This is a genomic window from Rhodoferax sp. (assembly GCF_034519335.1).
GTDB lineage: Bacteria > Pseudomonadota > Gammaproteobacteria > Burkholderiales > Burkholderiaceae_C > Allorhodoferax.
On sequence record NZ_JAXHOL010000012.1, the window covers coordinates 44,177 to 65,821 of the forward strand.

19 protein-coding genes and 1 pseudogene are annotated in these 21,645 nt (G+C 60.4%); 8 read left to right on the forward strand and 12 right to left on the reverse strand.

What is annotated here, in order from left to right; translation table 11 throughout:
* Window positions 1-50: 50 nt before the first annotated feature.
* The 8 genes from U5O12_RS06080 to xopAW form a co-directional block, all read right to left on the reverse strand.
* Window positions 51-845 (reverse strand): Imm49 family immunity protein, encoded by a 795-nt coding sequence (locus U5O12_RS06080; protein ID WP_322577773.1) that lies wholly within the window; start codon window positions 843-845, stop codon window positions 51-53.
* Window positions 842-1,999, reverse strand: coding sequence for a hypothetical protein (locus U5O12_RS06085; protein WP_322577774.1), 1,158 nt, complete (start codon window positions 1,997-1,999; stop codon window positions 842-844). Before U5O12_RS06085 ends, U5O12_RS06080 begins: the two co-directional genes overlap by 4 nt.
* The gene (locus tag U5O12_RS06090; RefSeq protein WP_322577775.1) at window positions 1,996-2,616 is read right to left on the reverse strand and encodes a hypothetical protein; all 621 of its coding nucleotides are present in this window, start codon (window positions 2,614-2,616) and stop codon (window positions 1,996-1,998) included. The genes U5O12_RS06085 and U5O12_RS06090 overlap by 4 nt, the downstream gene beginning before the upstream one ends.
* Window positions 2,617-3,033: 417 nt before the next feature.
* Window positions 3,034-4,242, reverse strand: a complete 1,209-nt coding sequence (locus U5O12_RS06095; RefSeq protein ID WP_322577776.1) for an ABC transporter permease — start codon at window positions 4,240-4,242, stop codon at window positions 3,034-3,036.
* Window positions 4,242-4,991 (reverse strand): ABC transporter ATP-binding protein, encoded by a 750-nt coding sequence (locus U5O12_RS06100; RefSeq protein ID WP_322577777.1) that lies wholly within the window; start codon window positions 4,989-4,991, stop codon window positions 4,242-4,244. The genes U5O12_RS06095 and U5O12_RS06100 overlap by 1 nt, the downstream gene beginning before the upstream one ends.
* Entirely contained in the window at window positions 4,988-6,307 is a 1,320-nt protein-coding gene (locus tag U5O12_RS06105) for an efflux RND transporter periplasmic adaptor subunit (RefSeq protein ID WP_322577778.1), read from the reverse strand. The genes U5O12_RS06100 and U5O12_RS06105 overlap by 4 nt, the downstream gene beginning before the upstream one ends.
* Entirely contained in the window at window positions 6,304-7,794 is a 1,491-nt protein-coding gene (locus U5O12_RS06110) for an efflux transporter outer membrane subunit (protein ID WP_322577779.1), read from the reverse strand. The genes U5O12_RS06105 and U5O12_RS06110 overlap by 4 nt, the downstream gene beginning before the upstream one ends.
* Before the next feature lie 122 nt (window positions 7,795-7,916).
* Window positions 7,917-8,756: an EF-hand domain-containing protein gene (xopAW, locus tag U5O12_RS06115; protein WP_322577780.1), complete on the reverse strand. Its 840-nt coding sequence runs from the start codon at window positions 8,754-8,756 to the stop codon at window positions 7,917-7,919.
* A 223-nt stretch (window positions 8,757-8,979) separates the two neighbouring features.
* Here xopAW and U5O12_RS06120 point away from each other — a divergent pair, with 223 nt between their 5' ends.
* On the forward strand, window positions 8,980-9,720 hold the full coding sequence (locus tag U5O12_RS06120; RefSeq protein ID WP_322577781.1) for a response regulator transcription factor: 741 nt from the start codon (window positions 8,980-8,982) through the stop codon (window positions 9,718-9,720).
* A gap of 32 nt (window positions 9,721-9,752) precedes the next feature.
* On the forward strand, window positions 9,753-10,913 hold the full coding sequence (locus U5O12_RS06125) for an ATP-binding protein (protein ID WP_322577782.1): 1,161 nt from the start codon (window positions 9,753-9,755) through the stop codon (window positions 10,911-10,913).
* A gap of 39 nt (window positions 10,914-10,952) precedes the next feature.
* Here the strand turns inward: U5O12_RS06125 and U5O12_RS06130 are convergent, their stop codons facing one another.
* Window positions 10,953-11,192: a DUF1653 domain-containing protein gene (locus U5O12_RS06130; protein ID WP_322577783.1), complete on the reverse strand. Its 240-nt coding sequence runs from the start codon at window positions 11,190-11,192 to the stop codon at window positions 10,953-10,955.
* A 16-nt stretch (window positions 11,193-11,208) separates the two neighbouring features.
* On the opposite strand from U5O12_RS06130, the gene U5O12_RS06135 reads away from it, so the two are divergent.
* The 5 genes and pseudogenes from U5O12_RS06135 to U5O12_RS06155 all read left to right on the forward strand — a co-directional run bounded on the left by U5O12_RS06135 (window position 11,209) and on the right by U5O12_RS06155 (window position 17,015).
* A complete protein-coding gene (locus tag U5O12_RS06135; protein ID WP_322577784.1) occupies window positions 11,209-12,480 on the forward strand; it encodes an RsmB/NOP family class I SAM-dependent RNA methyltransferase in 1,272 nt (423 codons plus the stop codon).
* A 146-nt stretch (window positions 12,481-12,626) separates the two neighbouring features.
* Window positions 12,627-13,841, forward strand: coding sequence for an acyl-CoA desaturase (locus U5O12_RS06140; protein ID WP_322577785.1), 1,215 nt, complete (start codon window positions 12,627-12,629; stop codon window positions 13,839-13,841).
* 846 nt (window positions 13,842-14,687) lie between these two features.
* On the forward strand, window positions 14,688-15,002 hold the full coding sequence (locus U5O12_RS06145; RefSeq protein WP_322577786.1) for a hypothetical protein: 315 nt from the start codon (window positions 14,688-14,690) through the stop codon (window positions 15,000-15,002).
* Between the two features lie 13 nt (window positions 15,003-15,015).
* Window positions 15,016-15,657, forward strand: a complete 642-nt coding sequence (locus U5O12_RS06150) for a hypothetical protein (protein ID WP_322577787.1) — start codon at window positions 15,016-15,018, stop codon at window positions 15,655-15,657.
* 130 nt (window positions 15,658-15,787) lie between these two features.
* Window positions 15,788-17,015 (forward strand): annotated as a pseudogene (locus U5O12_RS06155) (ISL3 family transposase).
* A 274-nt stretch (window positions 17,016-17,289) separates the two neighbouring features.
* Here U5O12_RS06155 and U5O12_RS06160 read toward each other — a convergent pair.
* The 3 genes from U5O12_RS06160 to U5O12_RS06170 form a co-directional block, all read right to left on the reverse strand.
* On the reverse strand, window positions 17,290-18,132 hold the full coding sequence (locus tag U5O12_RS06160) for an amidohydrolase family protein (RefSeq protein WP_322577788.1): 843 nt from the start codon (window positions 18,130-18,132) through the stop codon (window positions 17,290-17,292).
* 351 nt (window positions 18,133-18,483) lie between these two features.
* Window positions 18,484-19,692, reverse strand: a complete 1,209-nt coding sequence (locus tag U5O12_RS06165; protein ID WP_322577789.1) for an IS91 family transposase — start codon at window positions 19,690-19,692, stop codon at window positions 18,484-18,486.
* Between the two features lie 27 nt (window positions 19,693-19,719).
* Complete coding sequence (locus U5O12_RS06170) at window positions 19,720-20,580, reverse strand: site-specific integrase (RefSeq protein WP_322577790.1); 861 nt, start codon at window positions 20,578-20,580, stop codon at window positions 19,720-19,722.
* Window positions 20,581-20,854: 274 nt separating this feature from the next.
* Between U5O12_RS06170 and U5O12_RS06175 the strand changes: the two genes are divergently transcribed.
* A complete protein-coding gene (locus U5O12_RS06175; RefSeq protein WP_322577791.1) occupies window positions 20,855-21,463 on the forward strand; it encodes a hypothetical protein in 609 nt (202 codons plus the stop codon).
* Window positions 21,464-21,645: the final 182 nt, after the last annotated feature.

Consider the following 21,645-nt stretch of genomic DNA (forward strand, 5'->3'; position numbering starts at 1 on the left):
CGGGAGGAGTTGAAGACTAGGCGGTGGGAGTGGGTGTTCATTCGGCTTGCCTACTTGAACCAGCGCCTTACTTTGTCGAGCAAGCTGAGTGGCGGTGGCACCCAGCCGGGGCGAAGAAAGTCATATTCCACGTCGTAAGTGTCCAGGGGCTGCACGGGTAGCAGAGGCATGGGAACCAAAGGATTCTTGATTTCCACCTCAATGCCACGCATCCAGCAGAGTTTGGCGTGGATAACGGCAAAGCCTGCCAAGAACTGCCCTTCAAGTTCTTGGGCGGACTTGATTTTGGCGTAGCCTTCAATCAGCGCCTGCAAGCTCTCTTTGTCACGCTTGAGCAGCAGTGAGAAGAAGTCTTCACCCGCAGCGGCTAGAGCTTTGTCACGGTTGCTGCCCTTCTTGGCAACGATTGCAATGGTTTCGCGCAATGCGGTGTCGTCTTGGCGTAAGACCAGTTGAAACTGGTGAAAGAGGAAGTGGGGACCTTTAACGTAATCTCTATTTTTGAGTTCTGCGTGGGCCAGCCATTCGTATATCTCGGGGCTGTCGCTTAGCAAGCCGTAGAGGAAGGGTTGGTAGGCGGCAAAGGCATCCCAACCCTTATGCTGACTCGCTTCCAGGAGCTTTGTAGTGACATAGAAGTTTTGCTTCAAACCAGCCAAGCTACCATCAATGAAGTAAGACTTTAGACCTCTGTGTATCGGAGTTTGCGCAATGGTGGTTAGCGTTCCGGGTCGATTGATGCCATGGCTTCGGTTTTCTACGTACGCAAGGGCATGTGATTTCGAGTCGTAATTTTCGGGAGCAGCAATACGCAACAGCCATGCTTCCCGCAACTCGGCGCTCATGGCTTAACCCTTACGATGGTCATCCCATTTTTGTTAATACCGGTAATCGTAGTCATTAAGTTACCCGAGTCGTAGGCATCCAAAATTTTCTGTCCAGTTTGCTTTAAGACAGGATCAGACGATTTTTTCAAGAAGTCGGCTCTGTCGAGAACCCATTGAGTCGTCCCCTGCGTAGGCAGCCCCGAGGGTTGCGAAGGATTCAACTGAATCGACCCATCCGCATTCAGCGGCTTGACCTCATTGACGATCACCTGATCACCCTTGATGTAAACCCCGTCGAAACAGTTGGAGCCACATTTACCATCCAAGGCCTTGAACCCATTGCGCTCAAAGTAGCTGTTCGATACCGTTTCGCGTAGTGTGCCTGCGGCAGTGGAGTTGAGCGAATCCAGGGTGCCAAGCTTGCCGATTTCCGCCGTATCCAGCGCAGCGGACGTTCCGACACGGGTAATTTGCTGCGCAGAGATATTGCCACCATTGGACATGGCAATTTCTCCCGCATTCAGGACTTTACCCGCTTCCCAGGCTCTGCCCATGGCATTGAGCGTGCCTTCGACCCCTGCAACTACGCCAGGGCCGACCACCAAGGCGGTATTGGCAAGTAGAGCCCCTGCTTTTTCGTCTTGATTATCAATCGGGTACTGCGGCCCATCTTTGACGTTATTGGCCAGTCCTTTGACAACTCCTTTGCCCAGCGCGCCCAGGTCGGTGGGTCTCGGTGTAGCAAGCAGGTCCCACGCATCTTTTGCCGCTTGAACTTTGTCGGCAACTTCTTTTCCAACAGCATCTTTGGAGAAGTCCCAGCCACCGGCCTGGTAAGCAAACTGCCCACTGAGCAAACCCGCACCGTTCACTTCTTGAACCAGTTGCTTGAATAACTCAGGGTTACTGGTTTGAAGCTTTCTGCCAGCGTCGTAGATGGTTTTCCCATCGCTGTCATATCCACTCAAGCCGTCAACATCACAGTTTTGCAAGACGCATAGAGCTGCGGTGAGTTGCTCCTGCTTTTTGGGATCAGCGCTGAGTTTTTGAATGCGCTTGATTTGATCTGGATGCAACTGCCGATTATTAGCATCCACATTCAGCGCAGCCGCAGCCCCCGCGCCGCCCCCCACCGCATTGCCCGCTACCAGCGCACCCGCATTGAAGGTCACATTGGCAATGGCTTTGCGGTCTTCTCGCCTACGCCTGCATCTGTGAGTGTCTTGGTGAGTTCGGCTTGCAGGTCGTTGAGGTTTTGGGCGTTGTATGCCACTGTGCCTGCCGCTGCGGCTCCGCCCACTCCTCCACTCAAGGCCCCAAACAGGGTGTGCGCAGCAATGCGGTAGATGCCGCCTTCTTCGTACTTCTTGGCTTCATCCAGCAGCGCTTGTTTCTTGGTGCTGTCTGTTTCTGCTCTGGCTTGGGCTGCAAGGTCATTGGCCTGCTTGTCCATGGCCGTGGCCGTGGCCTTGGGCACCTGCTGGCCTGCGGTTTGGGTGATCTGCACCTGCGCGTTGACGTTGTCAGCCACCGCCTGTTGGTTGAAGATCTTTTGGATGCCAGTTTCTGCGTCGCCCGTTCTGGCAGCCGTGTTACCCGCAATCCCCGATATGCCGGCCTTGGTGGTGCTGGCAGCGTTGCCGGATTCATTGCCAAACCCCGCGCTGCTGGAGCCAGCGCTGGTGCCAACGGTCACTTGGCTGCTCTCTGCGGTGTAGCTGGCGCTGTTTTGGATGTCCTGGGTGCTGATGCCGCCTGCGCTGGTGATCTTGTTGTTGCCGTTTTTCACCCCCGTGTCGGTGGTGCTGATGACGCCGCCTACCAGCTGGGTCTTGCCCTGTACGGTGATGTCAAACCCGGCGTCGCCGGTTTGGATGCCGGACTGTTGGGTGACGGAGGCGTAATTGCTGTCGGTGTTGGACTTGCCGAAACTGATGCTGCCCGAGCCGCCTTGGGTGCCGACACTTATGGAGCCGCCGCTGTTGCTGCTGCGGTTTTGGTAGGTGTCGGTGTCTTGGCGGCTTTCAATGATCCGGTTGCTGCGTGTGAGGGGGCCGACATGGGTGGTGCTTGTGGTTGTCGTAGTGCACCACCTACCAAAGGGGGCTTCTTATACTGCGGCCGACTTTATGTGGCAATAGTCCATTTGGATATCCCCCGTTTGGGTGAGTCGTGTAACAAGCAGTAACAAGGCCCCCGCCCCGCACTACTCGTGCCGCAGTGCCTCAATCGGGTCCAGCTGCGCCGCGCGCCGTGCCGGCACAAAGCCGAACACCACACCAATCGCCGCGGAGAAGGCAAAGGACAGCAGGTTGACGCCGAGGTCGAAGGTGTAGGGGATTTGCATCAGCGTGGCCAGGCCCAGCGATGCCACGGTGGCCAGTGCCACGCCCATCAGGCCGCCCAGGGATGCGAGCACCACGGCTTCGATCAGGAACTGCAGCAGCACCTCGCGCTCCAGCGCGCCAATGGCCAGGCGCAGGCCGATCTCGCGGGTGCGCTCGGTCACGCTCACCAGCATGATGTTCATCACGCCAATGCCGCCCACCAGCAGGCTCACCGCGGCTACCGCGCCCAAGAGCGTGGTCATGATCTGTGTGGTGCCCGACAGCGTGTCGGCCAGCTGCTTGGTGTCCAGCACGTTGAAGTTGTCTTCCACCCCATCGGCCAGCTTGCGCTGCTCGCGCAGCAGCTGGGTGATGCCGCTTTTGATGCGGGTGGCGTCGCTGCCCTCGGCCATGGATACCAGCAGGGTGTTGACGCGGGTATTGCCGGTGATGCGGCGCTGCAGGGTCTTCAGCGGCACCAGCACCACATCGTCCTGGTCGTTGCCAAAGCTGCCTTGGCCCTTGGAGCCGAGGATGCCCACCACCTCGCAGGACACCTGCTTCACCCGCAGCGCCTGGCCCAAGGCCGGGGTGTTGCCAAAGAGTTCGCGGCGCACGGTTTCACCAATCATGCAGACGGCGGCGCCCGCGCGCAGATCGTCCTCGCTGAATTCGCGACCTTCTTTCAGCTGCCAGTTGCCGGTGGTGAGCCAGGCGTTGCTGCTGCCCACCACGCTGGATGTCCAGTTGCGTCCGTTGGCTACGAGGGTGGTGCTGGCACGTGACTCGGGTGCCACGGCCGCAATGCCGCCGATCTGGCTGGCGATGGCAGTGGCGTCCACTTCCTTGAATGAAGGCGCGCTGGCTCCGCCGCTGCCGGGGCCCATGCGCTGGCCGGGGCGGATCTGCAGCAGGTTGGTGCCCAGGCTCGAGATCTGGGTTTGCACCGCTTGGGTAGCGCCGTTGCCCAGCGTGACCATGGTGATGACGGCGCTCACACCGATCACGATGCCCAGGATGGTGAGGAAGGAGCGCATCAGGTTGCGCCGGATGGAGCGCAGGGCGAGCCAGATGGTGTTGAGAAACATCAGTGCACCTCTTCTTGCGCTGCGGCGTGGCGGCGCACCGGGTGGGCGTTTGGCACATCGCTCTCGATCACGCCGTCCACAAATCGCACGATGCGTTTGGCATAGGCCGCCATGTCAGGCTCGTGCGTGACCATGAGCACGGTGATGCCGTGTTGCACGTTCAGGTCTTGCAGCAGCTCCATGATTTCGGCGCTGCGCTGGGTGTCCAGGTTGCCGGTGGGCTCGTCGGCCAGCAGCACCGTGGGTTCGGTGACGATGGCGCGTGCAATCGCCACGCGCTGTTGCTGCCCGCCCGATAGCTCGGCCGGGGTGTGGTGCTCGCGGCCCTGCAGGCCCACCTGGGCCAATGCGCGTGCGGCGGCCTTGCGCCGAGCGCTGGCGGATTCGCCGCGGTAGAGCAGGGGCAGTTCTACATTCTCTTGCGCGCTGGTGCGTGGCAGCAAATGAAAGCCCTGGAACACAAAGCCCAGGTAGTGGCGGCGCAGCTGGGCGCGCTGGTCGCGGCCCAAGGTTTCGACGTGCACGCCTTGGAACAGGTATTCGCCAGTAGTGGGCGTGTCCAGGCAGCCCAGCGTGTTCATGGCGGTGGACTTGCCCGAGCCGCTGGGGCCCATGATGGCGACAAAGTCACCGGCCTCGATGCGCAGGTCCACGCCCTTGAGCGCCTGCAGCACCGTGGCGCCTTGGCCGTAGGTGCGGGTCACGCCGCGCAGCTCGATCAGCGGAACAGCCGCAGTGCTTGTGCTCATTTGCCGGCTCCGCCGCTGCGCTGGTCGGTGATGACGCGCATGTCGGCTGTCAGCTCGCCGCCGGTCACCTCGGTCATGCGGCCGTCGCTGATGCCGGTTTGTACCGGCGCGGCTACGGGCGCGCCGTCGCGCAGCACCCAGACTTGTTTGCCACCCGCACCCCCGGCACTGCCCGCGCTCTTGCGGTTGCCACTGCCACCGGGCATACGTGGCATCAGGCTGCCCACAATGCTGTTGCTTTGGGCCGCAGGCTTGCCCGTGCTGGGGCTGTAGCGCAGCGCGGTGTTGGGCACCAGCAGTGCGTCCTTGCGCTCTGTGGCGGTGATGGTGGCCGTGGCCGTCATGCCGGGGCGCAGGGTCAGGTCGCTGTTGTCCACCTCCAGGTAGGTGATGTAGGTGACCACGTTTTCGGTGGTGGTGGAGCCGTAGGCCACGCGGGTGATGGTGGCGGGGAACTTGCGCGAGGGGTAGGCGCTGACGGTGAAGCTGGCTTTTTGCCCCACCTTCACCGAGCCCACATCGGCCTCGTCCACATTCACCTGCAGGCGCAGCTTGCTCAGGTCTTCGGCCACGCTGAACAACGTGACCGCTTGTAGTGATGCGGCCACGGCGTTGCCGGGTTCCACGCTGCGGGTGAGCACCACGCCGTCAATCGGCGAGCGGATGGAGGCCTTGGCCAGGTTGGTGGCATCACTGGACACGCCGGCCTGCGCTTCGGTCACGTTGGCGCGCGCGCTGGCCTCGTCGGCCTGGGCACGCTCCAGCGTGGCGCGGGCACTGTCGAGCTCGCTCTTGGCGGGTACCTTGCCGCCCGACAAGCGCGACACCTCTTCGAGCCGCGCGAGGCTGGCCTGTGCTTCTTTGACCGTGACCACGGTCTGTGCCACCTTGGCTTGTGCGGCGCTCAGGGCAGCGCGGCTTTTGGTGAGTTGGTCGGTCAGCTTGGCGGTGTCCAGCTCCACCAGCAGCTGGCCTTTGCGCACGCGGTCGTTCACGTCCACCAGCACATTGCGCACCGTGCCCGAGAGCTCGCTGCCGATATTGACCGAGCGTGTGGGCTGCAGCGTGCCGTTGGCGGACACGCTTAGCGTCAGGTTGCCGCGCTGCACGGTTTCACTCACATAGCTGGGCGCGGCCTGGGCTTGGCTGCGGGCCTTCAGCGCGTAGGTGGCGCCCAGGGCCAGCAGCACGGCAGCCACACTGGCCAGCACGATGGGGCGGCGCCACCAGGCGCGCTGGGGGGCAGTTTGCAGCAGGGCCTGAACGGCAGCGGTGCTGGGCGTGGCAGAGGGGGAGGGAGTCAGGTCGGAGCTCATGGTTGTCCTGCGGAAGAAGAGGGGGCGGAGGAGGGCGCGGCCTGCCAGCCGCCGCCCAGCGCCTTGTAGAGGCGCACGTGGTCGGTGCCCAGGTCGGTGAGGGTGCTGGCCACGCTGTTTTGCGCACTGAGCAGCGTGCGCTGGGTGCTCAGCACGGTTTGGAAGTCGATCAGGCCGCTGGCATAACGCTGCTGCGCCAGCAGGGCCGCCAGCTCGGCCGCCGTGGCCGCGCTTTGCAAGTGCTGTAGGCGCGTGCGGTGGCCGCGCAGGGCGGCCAGGGCGTCTTCCACATCCTTGAGGGCAGTGAGCACCGTGCTCTGGTAGCTGGCCTGGGCTTGCGTGAGTGCTGCCTGCTGCGCACGCAGCGTGGCAGCGCTGGCACCGCCATCGAACACCGGCCAGGACACGCTGGCCAGCAAGCTGCCGAGCACGCTGGCGCCGTTGGTCAGGCCCGCCAGCGTGAGCGCACTCACGCCCAGCGAGCCGCCAATGGAGAAGCTGGGGTAGCGCGCGGCATCGGCCACTTGCACGCGCGCCAGGGCGGCGGCGATGCGCGCCTCTTCAGCGCGTACATCGGGGCGTTGGCGCAGCGTGTCCGCGGGAAAGGCCAGGGCCAGTTGTTCGGGTGCGCTCGGGATCGGGCCGGCGCTGCCGAGCTGCTCGGTCAGTGCCGTGGGCGCCTGCCCGGTCAGCACCGCCAGGCTGTGCTGGCTGGCGGCGATGCTGGCCTGCAGGCTGGGAATCTCGGCGCGTGTCTGTTCCACGGAGGTCCGGGCCTGCTCGACTTCCAGGCTGGTGGTGAGGCCGGCTTGGGCGCGCCAGTCGGTCAGCTGCAGGGTTTCTTGCTGGCTGGCCAGGTTGGTCTGGGCAATCGTGAGCTGGCTTTGTTCACCGCGCAGTTGCAGGTAGGCCAGCGCCACCTCGGCGGCGAGCGACACCTGGGCATCGGCCAGCGTGGCCTGCTGGGCCTGGGCATCGGCCTCGGTGGCGTCCAGTCCGGCGCGCTTGCCACCAAACAGGTCGGGCTCCCAGCTCGCGTCCAGCCCGGCCTTGAAGCTGCTGGTGGCGGCTTGGCTATCGGTCTGGCTGCGTTGTGCGGAGCCACTGGCGCTCAGGCTGGGAAGCAGGCTGCCCTGCTTGGCGTCGCGCAGGGCGCGGGCCTGCTGTAGCGCGGCCTCGGCCTTGCGCAGGCTGGGGTTGGCCTGTAGCGCCAGGGTCACCAGGGCGGAGAGCTGGGCGTCGTTGAACTTGTCCCACCACTGGGCCAGGGTATCGGGCGCGGCGCTGCTGGCTTGGGACCAACTGGAGGGAACCGCTGCGGCGGGGAGGGGCGGACTGTCGGGCTGGGCGCTGGCCGCCTGGCTGGCCAGCGTGGCCACCGCCAGCAGGACGGCTGCAGCACTACGCCGCACCTGCGGCTGGTGCAAGAAAGAAGAGGACAGAGGGAGCATGGCTGCCATGGTGCAGACCACGGGTTTCGCCTTCATGCCCTAGATGTAAAGACCGGTAAAGACGGCACCAGGCCGGGTCCACAGGGCGTGGATCGGCCTGGATTTGCTATCAATAGAGGAGCTTCTTGCGCATATTCCACAAGGTCCAGAGGCCTAAATCACGCAGAAACGCTCAGACTGCTGCTGTTCTCGGTCAGGCCCTGGGCCACCTGGGCATAGATCTTCTGGGCCAGCTCGGCGATCTGCTGCTTTGTGGCGGTGTTGCTGCTGTCATCGCCGCTGCTGAGGCCGGCAATCGCTTCTTTCAGCTCGCCCACCATGCGTTCGACCTCAGACACAGTGCCGTCGCGGTTGGTGTCCAGCGGGTCGTAGCTGGTGTCGCTCGATGATGCACCCCGTGCACCGCCAGGGCCACCTGGGCCACGGGCACCGCCCGGCCCACCGGGCCCTTGTGCGCCCTGGCTGACTTCTGGGGGCTGCGGGCGGCCAGCTTCAAACTCTGCCTGGCTCAAGCTGCCGTTGCCATCGGTGTCGAGCTTGCTGAAGTCCTGGCTCACGTCCTGGCCGGTGTCGGACTTGATTTTGTCGGTCAGCACGGTAAGTTCGTCTTGGCTCACAGAGCCATCGCCATCGGTGTCCACCTTGGCAAACAGGTCGTCCTGACTGCCTCCGCTGCCGCCCATGCCGCGCGAGTGCGCAAACTCCATGGTGCTGGAGGGCGGTGGCATCAGGGCCTTCATGCCCGCGTCCAGTTCATCACTGGAGAGGCTGCCGTCGCTGTTGCTGTCCATCTGCGTGAACAGTTCCTTGGCGTTGCCCAGACTGACGCCGGTTTTTTCGCTGATGTCAGTCAGCATGGTGCCGAGTTCGGTCTGGTCGACGCCGCCGCTGCTGTCGGTATCCACTTTGGCGAACATCTTGGCCTGGTGCTGGCTGCGTTGGGTGTTCAGGGCGGCCCAGACGTTGCTGGAACCGCTCACCCCGCTGATCGTGCTCATGGTCACTTCCTTTCTGGTTGGTGGTGGGGTGCCACCCGGAATGCAAAGCACCGAGCGACGTCACCAATTCTTGGAAGCGCAGGTATCGCGGGTTTGTCGGCTGTGTATCAGGCTTGGTACAAAAGCCCCATTCAGGCGCACAACTGGGGTGCGCTTGCCGGCCAATTCCGCGCTTCGGGCGAGGGCGCTTTTTCTACACTGGGGCGGCCGTCAGGACTGTCCCATGAGCACCAAAACTTCCATCCTCCTCGTCGACGATGACGCCGACATCACCACCCTGCTGGCGGAGTACCTCGGCCGCTTCAACTTTGAGGTGCACACGGCGTTTGATGCCGACAGCATGCGCCAACAGCTCGCACGCCAGCGCGTGGACCTGGTGGTGCTGGACGTCATGCTGCCCGGTACCGACGGGCTCACGCTTTCGCGCGAGATCCGCGAGCGCTCGCACATCCCCGTCATCATGCTGACCGCGCGCACCACCACCTTTGACCGCATCATGGGCCTGGAGAACGGTGCCGACGACTACATGGGCAAGCCCTTTGAGCCGCGCGAACTGGTGGCCCGCATCCACACCGTGCTGCGCCGTGCCCTGGGCAGCAAGGACAGCACGCCCATCCTGGCGCGCAGCGAGGTGGTCTGCTTTGATGGCTGGGAGCTGCACCGCGACGAGCGCAACCTGGTCTCGCCTACCGGCCTGGTGGTGGCGCTCTCCAATGCCGAATTCCGCTTGCTCACCACGTTTTTGCAGACGCCTCGGCGCTTGTTCAGCCGCGACCAGCTCATGGAGCAAGCGCGCGGTCGCGCCATGGACGCATTCGAGCGCAGCATCGACCTGCTGGTCTCGCGCCTGCGGCAAAAATTGGCGGATGACCCGGACGAACCCTCCATGATCAAGACGGTGCGCGGCGCGGGCTATATGTTCAATGTGCAATCGGTGCAGGGGCGCATGGCGTGGCGGGCTTGACCGCTGAGCGGCTCAGAGCTCTTGGGGCGCCCGTGCGAAAAGACTGGCTTGCCAAACTCATGCCGGACAGCCTGTTTGGCCGCTTGGCGCTGCTCTTGTGCGCGGCTGTGGTCAGCAGTCATGTGCTGGCGCTTACGCTGTTGTTTGAGTTGCACCCGCGGCCAGGCATACCACCGGGGCCAAGCGCTATTGGTGCGCCGCAGCTACATGACAATGCCGGCCCGGCACCTTGGGGCATGGGCCAGCCACTGTCAACTGGAGTGGCGCCGCAGCCGCAGTTTCGCGGGCCCGACGGCCCCCCGGGACCGCCCACGCTGGGCCTGCTGCTGGATATTGCCGTGCGCTTGGGCGCCTTGTTGCTGGCGGCCTGGGTGGGCGCGCGCTGGCTCAGCGACCCGATACGCCGCCTGGCGGGCGCTGCGCGCGAGCTGGGCCACAACATCCACCGCGCCCCCTTGCCCGAGGCCGGCACCTTGGAGTGCCGGGAGGCCACCCGTGTGTTTAACCAAATGCAGCAGCACATCCGCGCCCAGTTGGCGCAGCGGGACCAGTTTGTGGCTGCCGTGTCGCACGACCTGCGCACGCCGCTCACGCGCTTGGCACTGCGCGTGGAGTCGTTGCAAGACGCAGGGGACCGCCAGCGCTTCGGCCGCGACATTGCCGAGATGGACACCATGATCCGCGCCACGCTGGACTACCTGCGCGGTGCGGCCGACTCCGAGCCCTGGGTGGCGCTGGACCTGGCCGCCCTTGTGGACAGCTTGGTGCAGGACCAGCAGGAGGCTGGCCACGATGTTGCGGTTGAACCTGGCAGCACGCCTGTGGCCCCGGTGCGGGCCCAGGCCTCGGCCCTGCGCCGCTGCATCAGCAACCTGCTGGACAACGCGGTGCGCTACGGTGGCGGTGCCCAAGTGCGGTTGACAGAAGACGCGCAGGGCGTGTGTGTGGTGGTGCTGGACCGGGGCCCGGGCATCCCAGAGGCCGAATTGACCGAGGTACTGCAACCGTTTTATCGGGTGGAGGCCTCGCGCAACCGCAACACCGGTGGCGTCGGGCTGGGCCTGGCCTCGGCCAACGACGTTGCGCGCCAGCACAGCGGCAGCCTGCAGCTGTGCAACCGCACGGGCGGTGGTTTGCAGGCCGAACTGCGACTGCCCCGGCGGGTTGCGCCTGTCAAAATGCTATTGAATTAGGAGCTGCTTGCGCATATTCCGCAGGGGCTAGGGAGTAATTTAGTCCCCAATCCGGGTAAAACGCGGCTGGCCTACGCCTGCAATCACCACGGTCTCCAGGAACATGGCAGCCGGCCGCACCCACAGGCCCTGTTCACCATACAGCGCACGGTACAAAGTCATGGGTTCACACGTTTCGCTATGGCGCACGGTGTCCAGCACTTGGTATTCCATGCCCTTGTAATGGCGGTAGCGGCCAGGTGGGGTGATGATGAGTGGGGGGAGATTTTCGAAGCTCATGGGACAATCCTAGGCTATGCATCCAAAAGCCCTGCTTGAGGCCTGTTCCGAATTGGTCCGGCTCGTTCTCAAATTTGACCATCCCGCAGACGCCATCGTCTCGCGTTTTTTCCGCGACAACCGCGGCCTGGGCCCGCGCGAGCGCGCCACGCTGGCCGAAACCGCCTACACCGTGCTGCGCAAAAAGCTGCTGTTTGACCACCTGGCCCCCAGCGGCAGTGGCCCCAAAGAGCGCCGCATGGCCATTCTGGGCTTTTACGGCCCGGGCGATTTTTTACGCAGTGCGCTGACTGACCAAGAGAAAAACTGGCTGGACCAGTGCGAAAAGGTCCAGCCTGGCGACCTGATGGAGCGCCACCGCCATAACCTGCCCGAATGGCTGGTCCAGCCGCTCAAAGACCAGTTAGGCGACGAATTCTGGCCCTTGGTGGAGCACCTGAACCTGGGCGCAGGCCTGGATTTGCGGGTCAACACCTTCAAGGCCAAGCGCACCGACGTGCAAAAAGAGCTGCAACAGGCCGGCATCAAGGCCGTGCCCACGCCTTATTCCCCGTGGGGCCTGCGCATTGCCGGCAAACCCGCACTGAACAAGAACGAAGCCTTTGTGCGCGGTGATTTTGAAGTGCAAGACGAGGGCTCGCAGCTGCTGGCCATGCTGCTGGACGCCAAACGCGGTGAGATGGTGGTGGACTTTTGCGCCGGAGCCGGTGGCAAAACCCTGGCCATTGGCGCGGCCATGCGTAGCACCGGCCGCCTCTACGCCTTCGACACGTCTGCCCACCGCTTGGATTCATTCAAGCCGCGTATGGCGCGCAGCGGCCTGTCCAATGTGCACCCCGCCGCCATCGCCCACGAACGCGACGACCGCGTGAAGCGCCTGTCCGGCAAGATGGACCGGGTGCTGGTAGATGCGCCGTGCACGGGTATGGGTACCCTGCGCCGCAACCCGGACTTGAAATGGCGCCAAAACCTCCAAGCTGTGGAGGAGATGGCTGTCAAGCAGGCCGCCATCCTGCAAAGTGCTGCGCGCATGGTGAAGTCCGGCGGACGTCTGGTGTACGCCACCTGCAGTGTGCTGCCCCAAGAGAACGAAGCCATTGCCGCGGCCTTTGCTGCCGCCAACCCCGACTTTGTGGCCTTGCCGGCAGGGGAAGTGCTGGCCGGACTGAAGGTTGAGAACGCACCAAGCCTGTGCGCTGGTGGCGAAGACGGCCAGCTCTACCTGCGTCTGTGGCCGCATCGCCATGCTACTGACGGGTTTTTTGCGGCAGTTTGGCAAAAGAAGTGAAATGGTTGATGAAAGTTAATGTTTTTTAACTTCCATTTGAATTAACTAGCCAAAAAAGACTGCAGCACCTAAAATCTTGGGCGTACAGGGGTGTAGTTGTCCTTGTTTCATAAATAACCAAACCTCGTTGAGAGATTGAATCGACTATGTTGTTACCTGATTGGGCTGTGCTGAACGCAGCAATTGAGTGGCTGGCCCATGGCATGTGGAACATCACATGGTGGCAAATCGTGTTGTTCGCGCTGGCGATGACTCACGTGACCATGATCAGCGTGACGGTGTTCCTGCACCGTCATCAAGCGCACCGCGCCTTGGACCTGCATCCCATCGCATCGCATTTCTTCCGTTTTTGGCTGTGGCTGACCACGGGCCAAGTCACCAAAGAATGGGCCTCCATTCACCGCAAGCACCACGCCAAGTGCGAGCAGGCAGAAGATCCCCACAGCCCGCACGTCTACGGCATTAAGACGGTGCTCCTCAAGGGCGCTGAACTGTACCGTGCAGAGTCCAAGAACAAGGAAACCATGGCCCGTTTTGGCCACGGCACACCCGATGACTGGATCGAGCGCAACCTGTACACCCGTTACTCCTGGCAGGGTGTAGGTTTGATGATGATCATCGACCTGTACCTCTTTGGTGCCGCTGGTTTGGCGGTCTGGGCCCTGCAAATGGCGTGGACCCCCATTACTGCTGCTGGCATCATCAACGGTGCTGCCCACTTCTGGGGTTATCGCAATTTCGAGGCGCCTGATGCCTCCACCAACATCTCTCCTTGGGGCATCATCATTGCCGGTGAAGAGTTGCACAACAACCACCACACCTACCCAACCTCTGCCAAGTTGTCGGTCAAGCCCTACGAGTTCGACATTGGCTGGATGTACATCACCATCATGCAAGCGGTGGGTTTGGCCAAGGTCAAAAAGACCCCCCCCAAGGCTGCCTATGGCGACATTCGCCCTGTGGCGGACGAGAAGACGCTGGAAGCCTTGATTGCAAATCGCTACGAAATCATGGCAGCGTATGCCAAAGGTGTGCGCCAGGCTGCCCGTGACGAATTCGAATCGGTCAAAGCCCGCAGTGCTGACGCTGCAGTGGTGAAGGCTGCCAAGCGTTGGATGCACCGTGACGTAGAAAAAGTGCCAGCGGCAGCAGCGCCTCAGTTGGCCCAAGCCCGTGCCGTATCGCCCGTGCTGGACAAGATGGTGACCATGCGCGAAGAGCTGCGCCAAATGTGGCTCAACACCAATGTGTCCCGTGAGCAATTGACCAAGGACCTGCAAGCCTGGTGCCACCGCGCTGAAGAGAGCGGCATTACTGCGCTGCGCGAGTTCTCTTTGAAGTTGCGGGCGGCGCACGTTTAAGGCGTTCGATCGAAGTTTCTCGAAAGCCCGCTTTACGCGGGCTTTTTTACGTGTGTACTGTTTGCGCCCTTGCTTCAGAGCAGTCGGGGAGCGCGTTTTGCTACGTGTCCCCCGGCCTGCGGCCTCCTCCTTTACCTACGCAAAACCCACTCCCCGACTGCTCCTACGGTGATTCGTGTTTCCAGATCCCTGTGCCACTTCGCATCACCACCTTTCAGCGTCAGGCGGGGTGTGGGTGTTCTGCGTAGGTAAAGGAGGAGGGACCCTAAGGGGTCCGGGGGACACGAAGCAGAGCGCCCACACCCCGCCAGATGCGTGCGAACAGCGGCTTGACTTAAAACACAAGACGTAAAAAAGCCCGCACGAGGCGCGAGCCGTTCAATTAAAGTGTTAATCGTTGAATACTTACTGAACCTTACTCCCCGGCACTACGCTGGGCAGTATCTTTTGACTTTTAGTTGCAGGCATTAGTTAAAGCTCGTGTCCTCGCACCCATCATGAAGTGATCACGCTGAGGACATTGCCCCACCGCCAGCAAAAACAAAGACATCCACGGCCCCCTTCCAGCCTGATTTTCCCTCTGCTGTAAGGGCTTTCCCGTGGTTACAAAGCATGGCGCCCACAGGGTATGATAATCCGGTCCACGGCTCTCAAGCCCTGGATTAGCTGCTATGGAAAAAATAGCTTTTAACGACTGCCGCCCCTTCACAACTTTGAACTTAAGTTGTTAGGGGTGCACCAAGGGAGAGCAGGTGGCCACGCAGCTGACCTGCATGCGGGAAAATGAATAAGAATGAGTTCGAGCTTGAGAAGCTACGACTTGACGCTGAACGGTTCCATCGCATCATGGACACCGTCGCAAAAGTCGCTACGGTGGGTGGTTGGGTTTGGGCCATTCACTTGATCATGGATGGGCTGACATCAATTGTCCAGGCTAACCCCGATGCCATACATGCCCTGTCAAAAGTGGTTGAAAGCATGCACCTCAACTCCATTCTGGGTTGGGTCGGTGCGGTTATGGGTGGTGGCGCTTGGCTGTATGAACGCAAAGGTAAGAAGCGTGCCTACAAAGTGAACAGTGAGTTGCGCAAACAGATTGAATCAGGCGACCCCCATCGGTCTACAAGCGGCCTAGACGAAAACGGGCACACGCCCAAGTGAAACGGAGGAAGTGATGACAATGCTCTTTTTGGGAATCAACATCCTGCTCATCATGGGAACTTGGCACTTCGTCGTGAAAAAAACACTGCTGGACCATACCCGAGACAAACTATTCGATTTGCGTGATGAAGTGCGTCGCGTGCACCTTGAGCGAGGATGGTCCATTGACACGGATCTCTACGGAAATCTGCGTTCAATGATCAACGCCTACCTGCGCTACACCGAGAATTACTCTGTTTGGCAAGTGGTCGCGCTACGTGTAGAGCTATCAAGGCAAGCGCAATCAGGATTGCGCGAGCACTTGGTTACGCGCATCAATGCGAATTTCAAAGCGGGTACACAGGATCAGCAAAAATACGTTGCTGATGTGCGTCGCCGAGCCGGCAATGCTTTGACGGACTTCGCCGTGTACAACTCTGGCCTCCTGTTGTTGCTTACCATCCTCATTACGCCTTACTTTCTGGTCAGCACCTTTGTTGACCAGTGCCAGAAGGGGATATCTGCCTTTGGTAACGTAGTTGTGCGCGATGTATTGCACATGGGGCGTGTGTTCAATTTCGTCTGGGCTCGCTCTACCAGATGGGTAGCTTCCAATTTTGTGGATCAGCAAACCATCGATGTTGCGCTGTCAAACGATTCCCATCGTTTTGCCTGAGTAGCGCTGGAACGAGCAGCAAAAGCATTACTAAGACGGTTCTTCATCGAATCCACTGTGAATTTTCATTGGCGAAACCCCAAGGCAGCACTCCAGCAGAATCCAGTTTTTCAAATTGATTGACCGAGCCATGAAAGACACCGCGCTGTACGAACACCTTCTTGGACTGAAGACGCCCTGGTCGGTGAAGAAGGTTGACCTGTCTTTGGCAGATCAGCGGGTGGTGGTCGAGGTGGTTCTGAAGAAGGGTCAGGTTTGGGCGGATCCCACAGACGCCACCAAGCGAGCCCATGTCAATGGGTGGACCGAGCGGGAATGGCGCCACCTGGACACCTGCCAATTTGAGACACTCATTCGAGCCCGCGTTCCCCAACTCAAATACGCCGATGGCTCGGTCGAAGAGCTGGTCGTTCCCTGGGCTGAACGGTATAGCCGAGTCACCACCTTGATGACGGGCTTTGTTATCAAGCTGCTTCAAGTCTGCCCGACCACCCAAGGGGTATGCAATCTCACACGCCTGTCTTGGAGCACCGTCAACGCCATCATGGTCAGTGCCGTGGAACGCGGCATGCTGCGTCGCACCGAAGAAGACATCAACTATCTGGGAATCGACGAGAAGAGTTCCCAGAAGGGACACAGCTACGTCACCATCCTGACCGACATCGACCGTTCGCGGGTTCTTGACCTGATTCCTGAGAGAAAGCTCGAAGCTGCAAAAACGCTGCTTGAAACGGCACTCACGCCAACGCAACGAGCCTCGGTCAAAGCGGTGGCCATGGATATGTGGCCTGCCTTCATGAGTGCAGCCAAGCAGTGCATGCCCCAGGCCGACATCGTTCATGACAAGTTTCACGTCTCCAAGTACCTCGGCGACGCTGTGGACACGGTGCGCAAACAAGAGCATCGTCGCCTCTCGCAAGCGGGAGACTCCCCGCTGACGGGCAGTAAGTGGGCGTGGCTCAAAAGCTATCCCGATGGACGCAGCGCTGAGGCCGTCTCGTTTCGCGCCTTGAACCAGCTCAACCCTCAAGACCAGCAGGGCGTGGACCATCAAGGAGAACTTCACCCAGTTCTGGGGCTACAGCTACAAAGGCGCAGCCAAGCGTTTCTTTGCTGCCTGGTCTACCAATGCGATGCGCAGCCGATTGGAGCCCATCAAGAAGGTGGTCAAAATGCTGCGCCGTCATGAGACGGGTCTGCTCAACTTCAGCCAGCACAGAATCAGCAATGCCTGTGCTGAAGGATTCAACAGCGCTATCCAACTCATCAAGGCCAACGCTCGTGGGTTTCGTAACTTCACCAACTACCGTGCAAGGATTCTGTTTCATTGCGGCAAGTTGGATTTGGGTTGGGCGTGAGGAAAAATTCACAGTGAAATTGACGAAGAGCCACTAAGACTTAGTACAATAAATCCAACATAGCCGCCACGCCTCTGCTCACAGCATGCGCAACTTTGGCGGCTTTTTTATTGAATGTCCTGGCTGTCGCCGCTACAAACTGTCCATCGGGGAAAGGAATGCGGCGCGAAAATCTGGACGTGCCCATTGTTTGAAGTTCGACCAACTTCCTAGGGGCAGTTTGTTCACCGTGGGGATCCAGTGGTTTGGCTATTCTGCTCGAATACCCTTGCTACTATGACGGCAGCTTGAGGAAGCGATAAGCGTTCTTCCAAAAGAATTGGTCGAGATAGCTTTTGTACGTCTCCCGATTCATGATCTCAAGAAATACATCTAAGTACTTGCGCGTGTTATCCACCATGTCTGGCATGTGCCAATCTGAACCATAGGCCATCTTGTCTAAGAGGTCGTAGGGAAGATTGCCCTCTTTAGCCGAGCGCCTCGCACGTTCAATGTTTGCGACAAAGATTTCGCGCTTGTCATCTTCGAACAGTGCAGTGATGTAACCGAATTCGCAGTACACGTTCAGGTGTGTAGAACACAGCTCGGCGACGATGCGGGCAAAGTTGTCAGTATCCGCCCACTCTTTGTCGGTCTCTGCCATCCAACCAGGCGACTTCAAACTCCCGTTTTCCATGCGCCCACCGCCGGCGTGTCCAAGGCACAATCGCAACGAGCTCCAGCGGTCGTTGCCCAGCACCTCGCGCCAAAGCTTCGGATGGGCGTTGGCCCCCTGTTTGAGACGCGTCTGGAAACCTTGCGGTGTGCAGTGCACAAAAATGGCTGCTTCTCGCTCCACACAAAAGTCGAAAAAAGCATCGACTCGGGCTTGAATATCTGGATCGTTGCCTGTGGGTTTGTAGCCCATTGCTGGATAGAACTTAAACCCGAGGAAACCTTTGGCCAGAGACTCTTCAGCACGCATACGCCAGTCTTCGCGCCGAGGATCGAAGGCTGAAAAGCCAAAGACGCGCGAGGGATTGGCACGCTGCAGTGTCTGCATCCGGTCCACCTGGACGGGGTGAAAGGAATAATACGGTGGCTTATGCATCGCATATGCCATCTGCATATCCATCATGTAGTGCGAGATCTGTAGTGGGGGGAGATCGATCAGCGTTTATCTGCCGCGAGGCCAAGCCTGTAGAAACCAAGATCACCTCCTGCGGCAGATAAACCATGTTGGGCTGAACCGCCTGCTGAGGCAGTCGCGATAGGGGTTTGTAAGCTTCACCCGCCTTGTTGCATCAGATTATGGCCGGACTTTATGTGATGTCGAGCAGGCAACATCGGGTGCAACGGGCGTTGTTCACAAGGCAACTCGGCCCTTGCAGGCGTATCTCGTCACGCCGGTTTGGCCTGCCCCACACAGCGCGCAGCACCTCACCCAGCCCATGCAGCCGCCATTGCAAACCCAGGCGTACAACCCGACTCACGGCGGCCCTCGACTGTGTTGTGCCACTGCATCTGCGGGCACAGGCAAGCTGGCTTGCCCCACCAGTACGGCAATGACTTGCAGTCGCCCCAGCTTGCAGCACGGGCACAGCCCTACATCCATCTGGGCCACGCGTGCCATGAACCCTTGGGCCGACTCCATGGCCTGTGGGCTCTGTGTCGGCATATGCAAGGCCAGCCGGGCGGCACTGAGTTTGACCGCTTTGCAGCCTGGGGCCAAGACCCCGTAGTGACGGATGCGTTTGATGCCGCTTGGCAGCACGTGCAGCAGGAAGCGGCGTACAAACTCCACGCCGCGTAATCGCTCCAGTCGCTTGCCGCCTTGGTCGTTGCTGCGCACGGTGAAGGCGACTTCTTCGGCACTGATGGCGCGGATGCGCTCGTTGCTGATGGCGGTGCGGTGCGTGTAGCGGCTCAGGTACTCCAGCACCTGTGCAGGCCCACCCATCGGCGTCTTGGCATAGACCACCCAGTCGTGCCGGTAGAGCTGACGTTGCCTGTCTCGCCAGGCTTGGGCTTGGCCTTGCGGGTCATGGGGTAGGTCGCCCCTGTCATGGGCGTGTGTCAACGCGGCTAAGAACTTGCCCCGAAACACCTTGGAGAGTGCCTGTACAGGGAACAGGAAGTCGGGCTTGCGCGTGGGGGTGCGCCACTGGCAGCCATTGCCCTCATCCTTTGCCAGCACCCCACAGGCCATGACCGCATGCACATGGATATGCAGGCGCAGGTCCTGCGTCCAGGTGTGCAGCACCAGACTGAGGGCTGGCGTGCCATCACGGGTCCCCATCCACCTCGCGTTGCCCGCAAACTCCGCCAGCGTCTGTGCCGTGCAGGCAAACAAGGTGTCAATGACCCAGCGCGGGTGCGCTGTGTACAAGCCATTCAAGCTGTGCGGCAAGGTGAATACCAGATGGGCGTATGGCACAGGCAATAGCTCGGCCAGTCTGCCTTGCAGCCAGGCGTCTTTGGCGCGGGCACCACATTGCGGGCAGTGGCGGTTGCGGCAGGAGTGGTATTGCCAGTGGCGGTGCTCGCAGGCATCACAGGCCAGCTGTTGCCCGCCCAGCGCGGCGGTGCGGCAGGCAACGATGCCCCGCCAGGCTTTGGCCTGGGGGGTGTTCAGGGCGTGGGTTGCCAGGTACTGCGCACCAAAGCGGCGCAGTACTTGGGCCACGGTGGCAGCCATGGCTGTACTGACGTGGTGGGAGTCAGGCTATAGATGGCGCAGGCCTGCCAGCAGGTCCAGCGGGTCTGTGTCTTTGGGGGGCTTGAACTGCGGGCTGATGAGGTGCAGGTAGCGCCCGGTGGTGGCGATGTGGGTGTGGCCCAGAAGCTTTTGGATGGTGTAGAGGTCTACGCCACCTTCGAGCAGGTGGGTCGCAAAGCAGTGGCGCAGGGTGTGGATGCCGCCGGTCTTGGTGATACCTGCTTGTGCGCTGGCTGCCCGGTAGGCGCGCTGGGCCATCTCTGCAAACATGGGGCGCTTGCCTGTGGATTCCGCAAACAACCAGGTCTTGGGGTGGTAGGTACGCGCGTATTGGCGCAAGACCTCCAGCAGCGTAGGGCTCAGGATGCTGTAGCGGCCCTTGCCTCCTTTGCCACTAGCGACTCGCACACACATGCGGTCTGGGGCGCTGTCAATGTCACTGACCTTCAGCGCACAGGCTTCCGATACCCGCAAGCCCGTGGCATAGATGGTTTGCAGCAGAGCGCGTCTGCCGGGGTGGGTGCAGCCAGCGAACAGGCGTGAGATTTCTTCGCGCCCCAACAGCTCGGGTTGGCGAGCGGGGACTTTGGCAAAGGGGATGTGGAACTGTTCGCGCCCATGGCCCAAGACCGTTTGGAACAGGAATTGCGCAGCGCACGCTGCCTGGTTCATGCTGCTGTAGGAGAGCTTGCGCTCTTTGACCATGTGCAGCAGGTAGGCCTGCACTTCTTCAGGGGTGTAGCTTGCGGGGTCGCGCCGGTAGTGTTTGGCCATGCGGCGGATGGCTTGCACATAGGTCTCTTGGGTGCGCTGTGCAAAGCCTCGCTGCACCATCGCGTCCATCATGCGTTGACGTAGTTCAGTCATGAGGTTTCTCCTTCAAGTCCGGGGAACATTCCCCAGCCCAAAGGCTTGGCCTCTAACCCACATTGCGCAAGCCATTCGTCCACAAAAAAGCGGTGGCGGCCCGTGAGGACCAACCACCGCGTCAGCGGTTTAGTTCAACTACCGAATATGTCGCTATTGTTATGAGAGCAGGATACGTAGTTCCGATGCGGGCTAATGCAAATTTTTAGACCATACTCCTACTTTATCCCGCAGTCTTTTCCTGCATACGTTACGTAAGCCGTCTTAACTTGCCATGACTATCGATGAACTGAAAGTGCTGCTCACTTACGCCGGGACCTTTGGTGTCGGTGGCATTGTTTTCGTCGGCATCGCATGGCTGTTTCTGAAGTTTTATCTTCCCAGTTACTTCTCAAAGAAGGCAGAGAACTTGGCCACTCGCGAGGACATTGCCACGATCACTGAAGAGATTGAAGGCGTCAAGACGCAATACGCCATATTGATTGAAGAAACCAAAGCAAAGCACCAACTTCGCATGGCAGCCCTTGATCGCAGACTCCAAGCCCATCAAGAGGCCTTCACTCTGTGGCGGGAAGTCCTCGGTGGCGTTCACACGGATGAGATCGGAAAGGTTGTCCTTAAATGCCAGGAGTGGTGGGAGAAGAACTGCCTGTACCTGGAGCCTAAGGTCCGAGATTCATTTGTTACCGCGTATTCGGCGGCCAACTCTCATCATGCGTACGTTCAAGCTCGCGCCGATTCCAAAATCCTTACTGACAACTGGGAACTGATCACCAAGTTTCCCAATGTTCTGTTCGAGGCGATCCAACTGCCACCGCTCACCGAATCAGAGACGAAAGCGCTCATTCCGCCAAAGGAGCCGCTGTCACCTAAAGGCGGTTAACCCTGCAGTTCACGTTAACTGCACGAAAAGCTATGCAGACTGATATGGCCGCGTTTTATGAAAAGAGGCTAAAAGTGCTAACCGTGCAGATCTGTGCAAAAGCTGCGCCAGCTGATCGCCGAAAAACCGCCGAGCTTTTCTTCTCCCTTCTAATACCGTATTGAGTCCAGAGCTAACAACGC

What these genes read in the sequence shown, in the direction of transcription:
- U5O12_RS06175 (WP_322577791.1), top strand. Translation starts at nt 20,855, where the DNA reads ATGACTATCGATGAACTGAAAGTGCTGCTCACTTACGCCGGGACCTTT.
- U5O12_RS06120 (WP_322577781.1), top strand. Translation starts at nt 8,980, where the DNA reads ATGAGCACCAAAACTTCCATCCTCCTCGTCGACGATGACGCCGACATC.
- U5O12_RS06105 (WP_322577778.1), bottom strand. Translation starts at nt 6,307, where the DNA reads ATGAGCTCCGACCTGACTCCCTCCCCCTCTGCCACGCCCAGCACCGCT.
- U5O12_RS06150 (WP_322577787.1), top strand. Translation starts at nt 15,016, where the DNA reads ATGACAATGCTCTTTTTGGGAATCAACATCCTGCTCATCATGGGAACT.
- U5O12_RS06080 (WP_322577773.1), bottom strand. Translation starts at nt 845, where the DNA reads ATGAGCGCCGAGTTGCGGGAAGCATGGCTGTTGCGTATTGCTGCTCCC.
- xopAW (WP_322577780.1), bottom strand. Translation starts at nt 8,756, where the DNA reads ATGAGCACGATCAGCGGGGTGAGCGGTTCCAGCAACGTCTGGGCCGCC.
- U5O12_RS06100 (WP_322577777.1), bottom strand. Translation starts at nt 4,991, where the DNA reads ATGAGCACAAGCACTGCGGCTGTTCCGCTGATCGAGCTGCGCGGCGTG.
- U5O12_RS06095 (WP_322577776.1), bottom strand. Translation starts at nt 4,242, where the DNA reads ATGTTTCTCAACACCATCTGGCTCGCCCTGCGCTCCATCCGGCGCAAC.
- U5O12_RS06165 (WP_322577789.1), bottom strand. Translation starts at nt 19,692, where the DNA reads ATGGCTGCCACCGTGGCCCAAGTACTGCGCCGCTTTGGTGCGCAGTAC.
- U5O12_RS06135 (WP_322577784.1), top strand. Translation starts at nt 11,209, where the DNA reads ATGCATCCAAAAGCCCTGCTTGAGGCCTGTTCCGAATTGGTCCGGCTC.
- U5O12_RS06130 (WP_322577783.1), bottom strand. Translation starts at nt 11,192, where the DNA reads ATGAGCTTCGAAAATCTCCCCCCACTCATCATCACCCCACCTGGCCGC.
- U5O12_RS06160 (WP_322577788.1), bottom strand. Translation starts at nt 18,132, where the DNA reads ATGATGGATATGCAGATGGCATATGCGATGCATAAGCCACCGTATTAT.
- U5O12_RS06170 (WP_322577790.1), bottom strand. Translation starts at nt 20,580, where the DNA reads ATGACTGAACTACGTCAACGCATGATGGACGCGATGGTGCAGCGAGGC.
- U5O12_RS06140 (WP_322577785.1), top strand. Translation starts at nt 12,627, where the DNA reads ATGTTGTTACCTGATTGGGCTGTGCTGAACGCAGCAATTGAGTGGCTG.
- U5O12_RS06110 (WP_322577779.1), bottom strand. Translation starts at nt 7,794, where the DNA reads ATGAAGGCGAAACCCGTGGTCTGCACCATGGCAGCCATGCTCCCTCTG.
- U5O12_RS06145 (WP_322577786.1), top strand. Translation starts at nt 14,688, where the DNA reads ATGGACACCGTCGCAAAAGTCGCTACGGTGGGTGGTTGGGTTTGGGCC.